Genomic DNA, 15,045 nt, shown 5'->3' on the forward strand with positions numbered 1-15,045 from the left:
GGATTCCGCCGCAGCGGCGGAACGCCTCGTGGTCGTCGCCCACGCGAAACTCTTATTCACGCCTCTGCCATCCGTCGGCCGAGGGCGTGGTTCGATGGAATTCCGGAACGAGCGGACGTGGCAGAACGCGGTGGATCTCGGGAAGACGGAGGAGTTCCACGCGCACTACGAAGCCGCGGTGGACAAGCTCCGCACGGAGCTCGGCGCGAAGCATCCGATGATCATCGGCGGCCAAGAGGCATGGGCCGACGCAACGTTCGAGGACTCCAGCCCCGCCGACACGACGCTCGTCCTCGGGCTCTTCCAGAAGGGAACGAGGGCCCACGCGAGGCAGGCGGTCGAGGCGGCGAAGGCAGCGTTCCCCGGGTGGGCCGCGACGCCATACACGGAGCGCGTCCGGATCGTCCAGCGCGCGGCGGACCTCATCGCCGAGCGGAAGTTCGCCCTCGCCGCGCTCATGTCCTTCGAGAACGGCAAGAACCGCTACGAGGCCATGGCCGATGTCGACGAAGCGGCGGACCTAATGCGCTGGTACGCCGCGGAGATGCTCCGCAACCAGGGCTACGAGCGTCCGATGGGGCAGTTCATCCCGGGCGAGACGACCCGCTCGATCCTGAAGCCGTACGGCGTGTGGGCCGTCGTCGCGCCGTTCAACTTCCCCCTCGCGATCGCGGCCGGGATGTCGACGGGCGCGCTCATCACGGGCAACACGGTCGTCTTTAAGCCGGCGAGCGACACGCCGTTCTTGGGCCTGAAGCTCTGCGAGGTCCTGCACGAAGCGGGCCTCCCGCCCGGGATCTTCAACTACGTCACCGGACCGGGCGACGCCGTCGGCCAGGAGCTCGTCGAGAACGCAGACGTCGACGGATTCGTCTTCACGGGGTCGCGGGCCGTCGGCATGAAGGCGTTCCGCGCGTTCGGCGAGGCGCGACCGAAGCCCGTCATCACGGAGATGGGCGGCAAGAACCCGACGATCGTCACGGCGACCGCGGACCTGGAGAAGGCCGCGCTGGGCGTCATGCGCGCCGCGTTCGGGTACGGCGGGCAGAAGTGCTCCGCGTGCTCGCGCGTCCTCGTCGACCGACGGGTGAAGGACGCGTTCGTTGAGCGACTCGTCGCGGAGACGCAGAGTATCAAGGTCGGCGACCCGACGGTGCGCGACGTCTACCTGGGGCCGGTCATCAACGGGGCCGCGGTCGCGACGTACGACAAGGCGATCCAGGAGATCAAGCGGTCGAAGGGCACGATCCTCACGGGCGGCACGTCGGGCAAGGGGCCCGGTCACTTCGTCGCGCCGACGATCGTCGATGGCCTCCCGCGCGATCACCGGATCAACAGGGAAGAGCTCTTCGTCCCCATCCTCTCGGTCATCGAGGTCGACGGCCTCGACGATGCGGTGCGCGTCGCGAACGACGTGGACTACGGGCTCACGGCGGGCATCTTCACGCGGGAGCCCGCGGACCTCCGGCGGTTCTTCTCGGAGATCCAGGCGGGCGTGCTGTACGCGAACCGCGCGGTCGGCGCGACAACCGGCGCGGTCGTCGGCGTGCAGCCGTTCGGTGGCTGGAAGATGTCCGGGAGCTCGGGCAAGTCGGCGGGCGCCCACTACTACCTCCCGCAGTTCATGCGGGAGCAGAGCCAGTCGGAATACGCGTGAGGGTCCGCTCCAAGGGACGTCCCAATTCACGCGACCCGAGAAACATTATATAGATTCCCATCGAATCCCGTCATCACGCTGCATGGGGGCCGTCCTCCATGTGTCGTTCGGGTCGGGGTCGCGTTGGCCGGGCAGGACCACGTATCTTGGGCGTCAATAAGGCGACTCATCGTCACACTGCTCATTGCCGCCTTGGTCCTCACCGCGATGGCGGCCGTGACCTCTGCATCGACGCCGCCCGGCGCTTCGCCCGCAGCTCCGTTCCGGTCGCTCCGGCTCGGACAGACCGGTTTGAAGGCGATCACGGTCAACCCGAATGCAATCACGCTCACCCTGGAGTTCATTGTAGTCTATAGCGTCTACAGCACGCTCCTGACGTACGACAGCTCGTACCGTGCGGTGGGCGATTTGGCCACCGGATGCACGGTGGGCCTTGACGACGTGACTTGGACGTGCAATCTCGTCCGTGACGCGGTCTTCACGGACCCGACGATCCCCGCGGACACCTCCCATGCGGTGACCGCCGACGACGTCGTGTTCTCCTATCAGCTACTCATCGATAACCCCGGCAGTGTCTTGAGCGGCTATGTCACGGCGCTCAGCAGCGTCTCAAAGATCGACGCCTACACGGTGCAAATCGTGACGAAGGAGCCGTACGCCCCCATGTACTCGACCCTGACGGGCGTCCCGATCTTGCCACAGTACCTCTGGGCCTCCATCCGCAATCCGGTGACGCAGGAGCCCCGCACCGTCGTCGGCTCGGGCCCGCTGTATTTCGACTCGAACAGCGACCTTGCCGGCGGCCTAATCATCTTGCACCGGAGTCCGAACTACTACGGCGTTGCCGACTATTGTCGGATTTCGCGCCCGGACGAAGTTCGCATCCTCCCCTACTCGACATCCGGCGCGATGGTGGACGCGTTCAAGGCGGGGCCTCCGGACAACCTCGACGGGATCTTCGACATCTCCGCGGCCACGTTCTCCGCCGTCCCGTCGACCGGGAACGGAATGTTCCGGTGGCAAGTGCCGTCCGGTTTCATCGGCGAAATCGCGTTGAACCAAATGACCGACAGCCTGCGTACCGCGCTCGGAAAGACCGCGGGCGGCGCGACGAACAATCAGGTCCTGTTGAACGAAACGGTCCGGAAAGCCGTCGCGATGAGCATCGACAAGGATGCGATCGTGCGGTACGCATACGTAGGCCTCGCGACGGTGGCCGATAGTGTCGTCCCCGCGGTGAACCCGTGGCACCGGCCGTTCACGTCGGCCGAGCTGTACAAGTTCGACCCGGCCGCGGCCCGAACGATGCTGAACGACGCGGGCTGGACGTACGACGCGGCCGGCAACCTCGCCCCGGATGCGACACCTCTCTACCAGGCCGGAGGGACGCAGGGTCTCGTCTTCCGGCTGTACGCGCCCGACTCCCATCCGGAGTTCGCCGTTGCAATCGCGAATATGAGCGTCTGGCTGCGGCAGGCGGGGATCCAGACGGTCGACAACCGCTATAACCCGGTCCCAGGCTACATCGTGCTGCCCACGAACCAGATGAACACGATCTGGAAGAACAGCGACTACGACCTGTGGTACTGGGATTGGGATTTCGCGACCCTCGCGGAAGTCTCCCTCGACATTCTGTACGTCCAGACGACGATGGCGATCCCATCTTCGACGACGGACAACTGGTACACGAATTCGACGTTCGATTCGCTCTATAACCAATCCCTCTCGGCCACGGATCCGGCCGTCCGTCGGCAGATCGTCTACACGATGCAGAAGATGGTCTACGACTACGCGTCGTACATCATCGCGAACTACCCGCAGAAGCTCTACGGCGCCACGAACCGGACGGACCTGGCGTACGGCTGGCAAGGATGGCCCGACTTCGCAACCTACCCGGGCGACGCAATGGACAGCGCGCTTCCGAACCTATACTTCAAGCTGTCTCCGCACGACAACCCGGCTCCCATTCTCTCGTCACTCCAACCGATCGACTATGTCAGCGGCAGTCCCGTGACGATCAACGTCGTCGCGGCGGACCCGAACAACGAGCCGCTGAACTTCGTTTGGGACTTCGGCGACGGCACGCCGACCGTTACCACGACAACCAACTCCGTCGACCACACGTTCGCGTCGACGGGAACGTTCAACGTGAGCGTGCGAATCACGGACTCCGAGTGGCCGGTGTGCGCGACCACGACCGCGACGATCGCGGCGCCGAGCGGCAACTTGCCGCCCGTGGCGACGCTCGACTACCAGTTCCCGAGCGGCCTGGACCACGGCTGGGCTAACCAGTCGATTGCATTCGGCGTTACCGTGCGCGATCCTGAGGGCGACCCGCTCTCAATCGAGTGGGACTTCGGTGACGGGGCCAGCGCTTCCAACACGAGCACGAACACGGTAACGAATCAGAGGGTCGTACAGGTCCACGCGTATGCGCAAGCGGGCGACTACACGCTGACGGTCACCGTGACGGATAACCAGCCCGGCGCGGGACACGTCCAGACGAAGACCGCACCGATCCTGATTCAGACGCAGACGACCGGAGGCGGTGGGACCACGGGCGAAGTGAATCCGTGGATCAACTACGGCGTTCCGCTGGCCATCGTGCTCGTCGCCGTCGCCGCAATCGCGACCGTTATCTTGCGTCGTCGGAAGGTCTCCAAGGAGGAAGAGGAGCGGCGAGAGCAGCCGCCACCGCCGCCACCGCCGCCCCCGCAGTGAACGATGGCGGCGATGCGCGTCGCCTGGGCCCAGGAGCGTGACGAGCGATGAGTCGACTCCTCCGGATCGTAGCTCGGCGAATCATCAACGCAGGCATCACTATCTTCGGAATCGTCTGCCTGAACTACGTCCTCATCCGCCTGATGCCGGGCGACCCGTCGCTCTCAATTATCCCACGCGATCCGAAGTATATCGGGTTCCGGGACTACGTGATCCAGTTCTTCGGCCTTGACAAGTCGCAGTGGGAGCAGTTCGTCATCTACCTGCAGAGGCTGTTCACGCTCGATTGGGGCATCTCCTACAACTACAAGCGGCCCGTGGCGGAAATCCTCCTTCACGATCTAAGTTGGACGCTCCTCTTGGTCGGCACGTCCACCGTATTCACAATCTTGATCGGGATGCTAGTCGGCGCGTATGCCGCGGTCCGCCGAGGGAAGCCGTTCGACTTCTTCACCACGGGTCTCGGGATCTTCTTTTATGGGATGCCGATCTTCTGGCTCGGCCTCGTTCTCCAAGCGCTCTTCCGGTCGAATTCGCCGCTCCGCTCATGGTTCACGTGGTGGCCCGCGCTCCCGACATCGGGCTACTTCAACGACCGCCTCCTCCCCTGGGCCTGGGACTGGGTCCACGTCGCCGATGCGACGGCGCATCTCGTCCTGCCGGCGATGACGCTTTCGCTCGCGACGTTGGCCGGGATTTCGCTCGTGATGCGCAGCTCGCTCATCGACGTCATGACGGAGGACTTCACGATCACCGCGAAGGCGAAGGGGCTGAGCGATGGCCAGGTGCTCCGGCGGCACATCTTGCCGAACGGGATGCCGCCGATGGTCTCGCTGATCGCCTTGAACACGGCGTTCATCCTGGGTGGCGCCTATCAAGTGGAGGTCGTTTTCCGCTACCAGGGGATCGGCTATCGCACGCTTGAGGCAATCCACAATCTCGACTATCCACTGCTCCAGTTCATCATCGTCATCGGTGGCGTCGCGGTCGTGATTGCGAACCTAGTCTCGGACTTCCTCCTGCTTCTGCTCGATCCGAGGATCAAGATCTCGTGAGGTGCTCCGTGGGTACAGTCCAGGTCGTCCAGTCCGCGAAGGTCGTATCGCCTTTCCGCGCGAGGGCGACCGTCCTCGGCCGCCGTTTCCGGGAAGTCGGCCTCCAGGTGCTGCACAATTACACGGCGATGACCGGGCTCTGCTTGTTGGCGTTCTTCTTCTTCCTCGCCCTCGCAGCACCCTGGCTCGCTCCGTACGGACCGCTCGAGGCCGTCCCAGACGCGCTGCCGCGCACGCCGTACACGACAACGCACCCGCTCGGCACGAACGCTTTCGATTACGACATCTACTCGCAGGTCATTTGGGGGACGCAAATCTCGCTCATCGTCGGAATCTTCTCCGCCATCGTCGCGAGCGTCATCGGGACGGTGGTCGGGCTCGTGTCCGGCTTCGTGGGGGGTTGGGTCGACGAGGTGATCATGCGTGTCAACGACGTCGTCCTGTCGATCCCATGGCTCGTCTTGATGATCGTCGTGGCGGCGCGTGTCTCCTATCTGGACATCTGGGGGATCGTCTTCGTCATCGGTTTCACGGGATGGTCGGTGACTGCCCGGGTCATCCGGAGCCAAGTCCTCAGCCTGAAGGAGAGGATGTTCGTCGAGCGGGGGCGCATGATCGGGTCCTCGAATGCACACATCCTCATCCGCCACATCTTCCCGAACGCCTTCCCGCTCATCTTCGCGAACACAATCCTGACGGTGGCCATCTCGATCCTCTCGGAGAGCGTCCTGGCTTTCCTGGGCCTCTCCGTAAAAAACAACGTGAGCTGGGGCCGCATCATCGCAGAGGCGTACGAGAACGACGCCCTCACAATCGGGATGCCCGGCTGGATGGTCGTCCCGGGCCTCTGCATCGTATTCCTCGTCTTCGGATTCTACCTGTTCGGCTACGCCCTCGATGAGATCCTGAACCCGCGCCTTCGGAGACGTTGACCGTGGCGCTCCTGGAGGTCCGCGACCTCGTGGTCGAATTCCAGACCAAGGGCGGAATCGTTCACGCCGTCGACGGGGCCTCGTTCGACGTGGAAGCTGGAGAGGCGATGGGGCTCGCCGGGGAGAGCGGCTGCGGGAAGACGACGACCGCGCTCTCTCTGATCCGCCTCCTCCCGCCGAACGGCCGGATCGTACGGGGCTCCGTCCGCTTCGACGGCCGCGACCTCGTGCGTCTCTCGGAGATGACAATGCGGAAGATCCGATGGCGGCAAATCTCGATCGTCTTCCAAGGAGCGATGAACTCGCTCAACCCCGTCCAGCGTGTCGGGAAACAGATCGCGGAGCCAATCGTGCTCCATGAGAAGGTGGAGGAGGCGGCTGCGAGGCAACGCGCCGGCGATCTGCTCGAGCTGGTCGGCATCTCCCGGAAGCGGGTCAACGACTACCCGCACGAATTCTCCGGGGGCATGCGACAGCGGGTGATGATCGCCATGGCGCTCGCCTGCAACCCGAAGCTCGTGATCGCCGACGAGCCGGTAACCGCGCTCGATGTGATGATCCAGGCGCAGATCCTCGACCTCCTCGAACGCCTGCGCAAGGAACTGAACCTCTCGATGATCCTGATCAGCCACGACCTGTCCGTCCTCGCAGACACGTGCGACCATGCGACGATCATGTATGCGGGCAAGACGATGGAAGCGGGTAAGACCGTGGACGTCTTCACGGATCCGAAGCACCCGTACACGCAGGGCCTGGTCGGCGCCTTCCCGGATATCCGAGGCCCCCGGACGATGCCGGACGCGATCGCCGGAGACGTGCCGAGCCTGATCGATCCTCCGCCGGGCTGCGTGTTCCACCCACGCTGCAAGTTCGCGTTCGACCGCTGCGTCAAGGCCGAGCCGCGCTTGTCCGCGATCGCACCGGGCCGTCAGGCCGCTTGCTTCCTTTATCCTGAGGTCACGGAGGTGACGGGACGACCGATCCGGCCGAGCCCCTCGTGAGAATCCGAGACCTGAAGGTCTGGTTTCCTCTGCGACACGGTCTCCTCCGCGAGTTCGTCGGCGGCGAGCCCACGTGGGTCCGGGCCGTCGATGGCGCGTCGTTCGACATCCGTCGCGGGGAGGTCTTCTGCCTCGTCGGCGAGAGCGGGTGTGGCAAGACGACGACGGGCAAGGCGATCCTCAAGCTCGTCGAGTCGACGGAAGGCGACATCTTCGTCGACATGCCAGACGCCGAATTCCGGAATTACGAGGCGGCGACCCGCGACGCCACGGGCCCGGCCACAGCCCGCCGCCTTGATGAGCTCCGACGGAAGCATTCAATCACCTGGAAAGAAACACAGGCGTGGACCTATGCGCAGTTCGCCACGCTAATCGCGATGGTCGAGACGGCGTTCCTCGCTGCACTCCTGATTCCGGGCGCCCTCGTGGGCCTCCTGACGGACCCGTTCGTGGACCCCACCAAGACCCTCGGAATCGCGATCGGTGTAGGTTTCGCTCTGGGATTCATCGGCTCCCTGCCGCCGGCGAGACCTTGGAATCGAACACCGATCGTGCTCACGGCCGCGGCTTTCCTCGCGATCATCGGCGTGTCGCTTCCCGCGTTCTTCTTCCATGCCCTCGTTACCTCGACGCTGTATGACCCGAGCGTAGCGCTCGGGGCTCCTTGGCAGGAGGATCTTTTCGGAATGCTCTTCGCGACTGCGTTCGGCCCAATCGTCGCCGGCGGCGTGAGCGCGTTCTGGATTGACTCCCGCAAGCGACGAGAGGGCATGACCGGGATCCGGATCCGAGGGCTCCGGAGACGCTTGCAGCTGATCTTTCAAGATCCTTACGAGTCCCTGAACCCGAAACAATCCGTCTACGAGATCGTCGCGGAGCCCCTCCTGGTGAACAAGATCGTGACGAACCCCGAGGAGGTGAGCGACCTGGTGGTTCGGACGCTCGAGGACGTCGGCCTGAGGCCCGCGAGCGAGTTCGTTTTCCGCTTCCCGCACGAACTGAGCGGCGGCCAGCGGCAGCGCGTGTCGATCGCCGCGGCCCTCGTGCTCCAGCCGGACTTCATCGTGGCGGACGAGCCCGTGTCGATGCTCGATGTCTCGATCCGCACGGAGATCCTCCAGCTGATGCTCGACCTCCGCCGGAGCCGGGGCCTCACGTACTTGTTCATCACGCACGACCTTTCCTTGGCCTGGGTCCTCGCCGACCGGATTGGCGTCATGTATCTCGGGAAGATCGTCGAGCTGGGCTCGACGGAGCAAGTCATCGCGCGTCCGAAGCATCCGTACACGCAGGCGCTCATCTCCGTCGTGCCGAGCCCCGATCCGAGACACAAGGTCGAGCGGATCATCCTCCGCGGGGAGCGACCGGACCCGGTCGCCATCCCGCCGGGATGTCGGTTCCATCCGCGGTGTCCCCTCGCCTTCGAACGGTGCGGCTGGAGCGCGGCCGAGGTCTCCGAAGAACTCCGGTCGGCTCAGGCAGCTGGCCTCCTGCCTGGCATCGCGTCGATCGAGCCCTTGGAAACAGGGACAGTCGACATCGGGCTGATGCCTGGGGCCTCCGTCGAGGCCGCGGCCTTGACGCTCCGATCCCTGACCGAGGCGAACCGGGATTCGCGCCTCGCCCTCAAAGGCATCGCGGATATCCGGCCGAGCGGAGCGACCGTCCGGGTCACGTTGCACGAGGGGTCCGAGCCTCAACTCGTCGAGGTCGAGCCGGGAAACGTCGTGGCGTGCCACCTCGTCACCGCGCCGATCGAAACGCCCCAGGCCGTCACGGCCTGAGGCGGCTCAGTCGCTCGAACAGCCGGTGGAATCGGGAGACCCGCGCGCCCACCAGGAGGCGCGAGGGCAGCGGCGTCACGGCGGGCCACGGCGTGACGGTCGTCCGCCATCGGACGAGGATGTACGAGCACGGCACGACCGTGACGGCGCCCAGGAACAGGCCGAGGTTCACAAGCTCCGTCGCCGTCGTGAGCAGCCCGACGAGCGGCTCCAGAATCACAATCCCGAGGGTGTACGCGAACGATCCCATCGAGAGGACGGTCGCCCGCTGCCCGGGCTCGAGGCGGCGGTTTAGGAACGCCGTCGTCAGCGCGGGCTGAAGGCTCCAGACGACGTAGATCGGGATCTGGAACAGGACGGCCGCCGCCCAACGGCCGGCGCCGAACATCGCGACGAACGCTGCCGACGCCAGGGCAACCATGAGCGCGATCGTGCCGAATTCGCCGAGCCGACGCGCGATCCCGCCGGCGAACGCGGAACATACCGCCGCGATCAGTAGGAAGCCGGAGATAGCGAGGGCGATCTCCGCGGGAGAGAGGCCGAGGAACTGCAGATACAGCGGGCGGAAAAGCGCCATCGCGTACAAGGTGATCCCCAAGAACACCTCGAGGCCAATCAGGAGGGCGACGCCCTCGCGTCGGCGCACGATTCGCAGACCCTGTCGCAGCTGCGCCGCGTACGTCGGCTCCGTCGTCCGCGCCACGTTCGGCTCCGCGAACGTCAGGGCGACCGCGACGGCCGCGAGGTTCAGCGCCGCGCCGACGAACAGCGTGAGCCGGATCTCCCCGACCGCCTGGACGAATAGGCCACCCGCGAACGCGCCCGCGGCGTTCGAAACGAGTTGGATGGTCGTGTTCCGTCCGATGTACCGCGGGAACTCCGACTCGTGGCCAGCCTCGAGGAGCGCGTCGTACAGATACGCGGACGTCCCGATCGAGAACGCGGCGCCCAGCGACCAAACGACGTTCGCGATAACGTACCCGGCGAAGCTCATCCCGAGGCCGTATCCCAGGATCCCGGCGGACCGGATCGCCTCGCTCAGGACGATCGTCCGCTTCCGGCCGACGCGGTCCGCCATCACGCCGACCGGCAGCTGGAACGCGAGCATGCCGAGCCAGAACGCGACGTCGACGAGGGTGAACTCGAAGTCCGACCCGACGTTGCCGCGGATCCAGAGCGTCCAGAACGGGATCCAGAGGGCGAACGACGAGGCGCCCGTGTACGCGTAGAAGCGGCGGACCCGACGCGCCAGTTCCGTCACGTCGCCGCCTCCCGGGGAACCGACGAAACTGGACCCCTATTAGACGTTGGTGCCGCGGGCCGTCAGGTTGCCCGCCTCCGGCAGCGACCGGCGTCCTTAACCATCGGGACGGCGCAAAGACTTACAAAGCAACCGCGTGTTCCGCGGGGCGCCAGCCGATGGACAAGCTCATCATCACGGTCGCGCCAACGGGGTCCGTTCCGCGGAAGAAGGACACCCCTCACGTGCCCGTGACTCCGGACGAGATCGCGGAAACCGCGTATCGATGCGAGCAGGAAGGCGCCTCCATCATCCACGTCCACTGCCGGGACGACCAAGAGCGACCCACGTCTCGATTCGACATCTTCAAGGAGACGGTCGAAAAGATCCGGAAGCGCACGAAACTCATCGTGATGACGTCGACGAGCGGCATCGCCGGGGTGACCGACGCGGACCGCGCGGCGCCGCTGCAGACGAATCCGGAGATGGGGAGCCTGACGACCGGCTCCCTGAATTTCGCGGGCCGCAAACCGTCGGTCGTCTACGTAAACTCCGTCGAGACGGTCCAGTTCCTCGCGAAGACGATGGTCGATCGGGGCATCAAGCCGGAGATCGAGGCGTTCGACGTCGGGTTCATCCAGCAGGGCAAGGGGCTGATCGAGATGGGCCTCGTGAAAGAACCCGCGCACTTCCAGCTCGTGATGGGCGTGGACGGCGGCATCCCCGCGACCCCCGAGAACCTCGTCCACATGGCGAATCAGCTCCCGCCCCGCTCGACCTACGTCGTCGCGGGCATGTCGCGGATGCAGCTGCCCATGACGACTCTGGCCATCGTAATGGGCGGACACGTCCGGGTCGGCCTCGAGGACAATCTCTATCTGAAGAGGGGCGTCCTCGCGCGCAACGAGGAACTCGTGGCTCGCGCGCGGCACCTGGCCGACGATCTGCAGCGGGAAGTCGCGACGCCGGACGAGGCCCGGCGGCTCATGGATCTCGCGCCGCGGGGATAGTCACGCGGCCGGCAGTGCGTCGTCCATCGCCTCAATCGTGTGGCGAATCGCGGCGTCGTCGTGCGCCGTCGATAGGTAGAACGGCTTCGTCGGCTTGACGAAAATCCCTCGTTCGAGCAAGGCGAGGTCGAGGGCCTTTCGTTTCTTCGAGTCCTCGCGGAGTGTGTCGCGATAGGTTCGGATGGTGCCGTCGACGAAGAGGATCGAAAAGACGGTGCCGACCAACGGAACGCGGGCGGGGACGCGGTGTTGTTCGAAGAGCCGCTCGATTCCGGAGGCCAGTTTCCGGCTCTCCGCGAGGACGCCTTCGAAAGCCCCTGGCGCCTCGAGCTCATCGAGCGTCGCCATCCCGGCCGCCATCGCCAGCGGATATCCGGCGAACGTGCTGCTGTGGAAGAATTCGCCCGACCGGGGATCGGCGAGGTCGAGGATGTCCGAGCGACCGAGGAATGCACCGCACGGGAGGCCGCCACCGATGATCTTCCCCAGGCACGTGAGGTCCGGTGTGACGCCGAACGCGTGCTGGGCGCCTCCGAATGCGACGCGGAAGCCGCTCATGACTTCGTCGAAAATCAGCGGGATGTCGTTTCGAGCCGTGATCTCCCGAACTCCTTTCAAGAACTCCGGATCGGGAGCGATGTACGATCGCTCGACCGGCTCCATGATGACGCATGCAAGGCGATTCGCGTGATCTCGGATCCGCGCCTCGGTCTCGGCGAGATCGTTGAAAGGGAGCACGAGCGTGTTCTCGAGCACATGGTCCGGGGTGCCGCGCGATCCGGAAACCGGGCGCAGTCCGCGCTCCGTCTCCGCTTTCGATGGCGCGTGGCTCACAAGGAACTCGTCGACGCCGCCGTGATAGTGCCCTTCGAACTTCGCGATCATCGGCCGCTGGCGGTACGCCCGCGCGGCGCGCACGGCGTGGACGGTCGCCTCGGTCCCCGACACCGTGAAACGCAGCTTCCCGTCCGGACGAAAAATCTGCAAGAGGCGTTCCGCGTACGTCGCCTCGAGCTCGTGCGGCGTCCCGAACATGGTCGTGCCCGCACTCTGTAGGGAATCGCGAATCGCCTTCATGACACGCGGGTGACCATGGCCGAGGACGAGAGGGCCGAACGAGAGACAATAGTCGACGTACTCGTTCCCGTCGAGATCCCAGAGACGGCAGCCCTTCGCCTTGCTCATGGCAACCGGGTACGGATCGAAGTACTTGACCCCGGCCGTCACGCCACCGGGCATCGAACGACGGGCTCGGGCCGCATACGTCCGGGATGCTTTCGTCCGAGCCGCGAACCCGGACCCTTCTGCTGTGGTCATCGGCTCCGAGGCCATCGGCTCGCGGCCGATATAATCTTCGTCGAACGGCTCCGTCCCCGGAGGTTAGCAAAGAGATATCCGCCGCCCGACGCCCACGATCGGCAATCTAGGAACCCGCGAAAGCTCTGCAAAAACCGTTCCACAAACATGATGCCACCCATCTATCGTGCGGCAGGACACGATTAAGGAGAGGATACGCCGTGAAATGGAAAGTGACAGGAATCGCGCTTGTGTCTACGTTTTTGATCGGTCTCGCCTTGGCACCGCCGGCCCTCGCGTCGAGCGTCCATCTCAAGGGGGGTTCCCACGCGGAGCCGTCGTTCTTCGACGGCGGCCTCACCTTGAGCGCTTCGGGCGAACTGTCGGGTCTCGGGTTTGAGGACGTGCTCGTCAAGCTGACCGCCGTGGGAAACCCGACGGCGACGTGCACGAACCCAGGCAGCGACACGCACGAGCCGCCAGGGCAGAACCCAGCGCCGATCACGGTCACCGGGAGCGAACCGATTCCGAAGAGCGAGATCAAGAACGGCAACACGCCGTTTGCGGTCACGACGCAGTCGCCAACAACGCCGGTTCCGGGAGCGCCGGATTGCTCGAACCCGAATTGGATTGAGGACATCACGGACATGGCGTTCACGAGCGCCACGATCACCGTGGAGCAGCCACCCGGGACGGTCGTCCTGACCGTGAGCTGCACGTTCAGTTCGCCAACGTCGGACGGATCTGTGCCGAGCTCGGGCGTTACCTGCACGAGCAGCTAGGCCTCGAACCAGACCGGATCAACGGGGGCACCGAGGGGTGCCCCCCCTTTTGCCGAGGGACGGCTCCGCAGGGTCCAACTCCGCCCCGATGGGCGCTCGAAAGCGATAGGCATCAATAGGAACGGGTATCGGGTCCACCGTGCCGTTGCTCACTGGGGGCGGCCGGCCCAAGAAATTCTTCGATCGGTTGGCGAGCCGATACGATCGGATCAACGCGCGAATCTACAGGGGGGAATGGCTCGACCGCGTCCGGCTGGCAATCCGAGGGAAGCGCGTCCTGGATGTCGGCGTGGGAACCGGTTTCACGACGAATCACCTCGATGAAGCGGTGGGGATCGACCTCTCGCGCGAGATGCTCCGCCGCGCCCGATATCGAGGCCACCTGGTCCAGGCCGATTTCATGCGCCCCCCGTTCCGAGGGCCCACGTTCGACTCGATCGTGTTCGCAGGGTCGTTCTACTACCTCCCGAGCGCGCCCGTGGGGGCGGCCATCGCGGCGGAGCTGCTACGGCCCGAAGGTCGCGTGATCATCTTGTCTCCCGCCACTCTCCTCCTCGCGGCTTTCGTGCCGATCTACACGGAATCGGACTACCGCGAGTTGATGGCTCGCGCGGGGCTCCGCCTCCTTTCGTACGAACGACTTAACTGGGCCGCGTGCCTCGTCATCGCGGAGAAGCCGTAGTTTCCTTCTTGTGAATCGGGCACGGCTTCCCGGCCTTGCAGAACCGGCACTTCTCCGGTTTCATGACGGGAAGGGGCTTGATCATCCGACCGTATTTGCGACGCGGCGTATCGGTACCATCCTCCGTCTCGGACCTCACACCGCTTGCACGAGCGGCTTCTCCGCGTCCCAATGCCCGCATCCTATAAACCGTTTCTTCCGGACGCTGAAATCGAGGAGGGCGCTCGAACACGCCGGGATTACGACTAGGATCTGTCGGGGGCCACCACCGGAATGCGGCCAGCCGATTGTGCATGCGGCCAGGATCGCAAGTCGCCGGCTCTCGGATTCAGCATTATCATCGAACTGATGATAATCCTTAGAGAGAACGTTCAAGTAGGAAACGCGGGTCGAGCGGGAGCAATCGGATGGCGTCGAGTCCTCGCGATGCCGCGCCGGGCGCCTCCGCTCCGTCGCGGCTCTTGGTCTTCGGAGCAAACCATCGCACGACTCCCCTCGAGATTCGAGAGACCCTGCTCGACCGCGTCACGTATGCGCGGTTCCGCCGCGGACGAACCCCGACGAACGCTCTCCGAGATCTCATCCTCTTGAAGACCTGCAACCGCGTGGAAGCATATGTGACGACCTCGAACCTGGAGGCGGCGATGTCCGCGCTCGATCGCGGTTTCGGGCTCCCGCAGGGCAGCGGATACACCTACTGCCTGGAGGGACCGGACGCCGCCGTTCATCTGTTCCACGTGGCAGCGGGCTTGGACTCCGTCGCCCTCGGGGAAAGTCAAGTCGCCGAGCAAGTTCGTCGAGCCGTCGAACAGCGACCGCGTTCGTGGCGGACGGGCCCGCTGACGGACCTCTTCATCCAAGCCGCCCGAAATGCTTCGCGGTTGC

12 protein-coding genes are annotated in these 15,045 nt (G+C 64.9%); 10 read left to right on the plus strand and 2 right to left on the minus strand.

The genetic code is table 11. The features are described 5' to 3' along the window. Positions 1 to 94 precede the first annotated feature (94 nt). The 6 genes from VF992_01470 to VF992_01495 all read left to right on the plus strand — a co-directional run bounded on the left by VF992_01470 (position 95) and on the right by VF992_01495 (position 9,150). Complete coding sequence (locus tag VF992_01470; GenBank protein HEX9339828.1) at positions 95 to 1,657, plus strand: aldehyde dehydrogenase family protein; 1,563 nt, start codon at positions 95 to 97, stop codon at positions 1,655 to 1,657. Between the two features lie 123 nt (positions 1,658 to 1,780). Then, a complete protein-coding gene (locus VF992_01475) occupies positions 1,781 to 4,378 on the plus strand; it encodes an ABC transporter substrate-binding protein (GenBank protein ID HEX9339829.1) in 2,598 nt (865 codons plus the stop codon). A gap of 47 nt (positions 4,379 to 4,425) precedes the next feature. Further along, the gene (locus VF992_01480; GenBank protein ID HEX9339830.1) at positions 4,426 to 5,433 is read left to right on the plus strand and encodes an ABC transporter permease; all 1,008 of its coding nucleotides are present in this window, start codon (positions 4,426 to 4,428) and stop codon (positions 5,431 to 5,433) included. A gap of 8 nt (positions 5,434 to 5,441) precedes the next feature. Next, a complete protein-coding gene (locus VF992_01485; GenBank protein HEX9339831.1) occupies positions 5,442 to 6,365 on the plus strand; it encodes an ABC transporter permease in 924 nt (307 codons plus the stop codon). Positions 6,366 to 6,367: 2 nt separating this feature from the next. Beyond that, positions 6,368 to 7,366, plus strand: coding sequence for an ABC transporter ATP-binding protein (locus VF992_01490; protein HEX9339832.1), 999 nt, complete (start codon positions 6,368 to 6,370; stop codon positions 7,364 to 7,366). Beyond that, entirely contained in the window at positions 7,363 to 9,150 is a 1,788-nt protein-coding gene (locus tag VF992_01495; protein HEX9339833.1) for an oligopeptide/dipeptide ABC transporter ATP-binding protein, read from the plus strand. Before VF992_01490 ends, VF992_01495 begins: the two co-directional genes overlap by 4 nt. Here VF992_01495 and VF992_01500 read toward each other — a convergent pair. After that, on the minus strand, positions 9,140 to 10,411 hold the full coding sequence (locus VF992_01500; protein ID HEX9339834.1) for an MFS transporter: 1,272 nt from the start codon (positions 10,409 to 10,411) through the stop codon (positions 9,140 to 9,142). The two genes, VF992_01495 and VF992_01500, sit on opposite strands and share 11 nt — an antisense overlap. 158 nt (positions 10,412 to 10,569) lie before the next feature. Here VF992_01500 and VF992_01505 point away from each other — a divergent pair, with 158 nt between their 5' ends. After that, positions 10,570 to 11,400, plus strand: a complete 831-nt coding sequence (locus tag VF992_01505; protein HEX9339835.1) for a 3-keto-5-aminohexanoate cleavage protein — start codon at positions 10,570 to 10,572, stop codon at positions 11,398 to 11,400. Here VF992_01505 and VF992_01510 read toward each other — a convergent pair whose 3' ends face one another. Beyond that, positions 11,401 to 12,717 (minus strand): glutamate-1-semialdehyde 2,1-aminomutase, encoded by a 1,317-nt coding sequence (locus VF992_01510; GenBank protein ID HEX9339836.1) that lies wholly within the window; start codon positions 12,715 to 12,717, stop codon positions 11,401 to 11,403. A gap of 230 nt (positions 12,718 to 12,947) precedes the next feature. Here VF992_01510 and VF992_01515 point away from each other — a divergent pair, with 230 nt between their 5' ends. The 3 genes from VF992_01515 to VF992_01525 all read left to right on the plus strand — a co-directional run. Then, positions 12,948 to 13,478 (plus strand): hypothetical protein, encoded by a 531-nt coding sequence (locus tag VF992_01515; protein ID HEX9339837.1) that lies wholly within the window; start codon positions 12,948 to 12,950, stop codon positions 13,476 to 13,478. A 139-nt stretch (positions 13,479 to 13,617) separates the two neighbouring features. Further along, positions 13,618 to 14,160 carry a class I SAM-dependent methyltransferase gene (locus VF992_01520; GenBank protein ID HEX9339838.1) on the plus strand — a complete coding sequence of 181 codons (543 nt, stop codon included), beginning with the start codon at positions 13,618 to 13,620 and terminating at the stop codon, positions 14,158 to 14,160. 407 nt (positions 14,161 to 14,567) lie between these two features. After that, positions 14,568 to 15,045 (plus strand): hypothetical protein (locus VF992_01525; protein ID HEX9339839.1); only part of this gene is annotated, 478 nt, incomplete at its 3' end.

It is taken from the genome of Thermoplasmata archaeon (assembly GCA_036395115.1).
Classification (GTDB): Archaea; Thermoplasmatota; Thermoplasmata; order RBG-16-68-12; family RBG-16-68-12; genus RBG-16-68-12.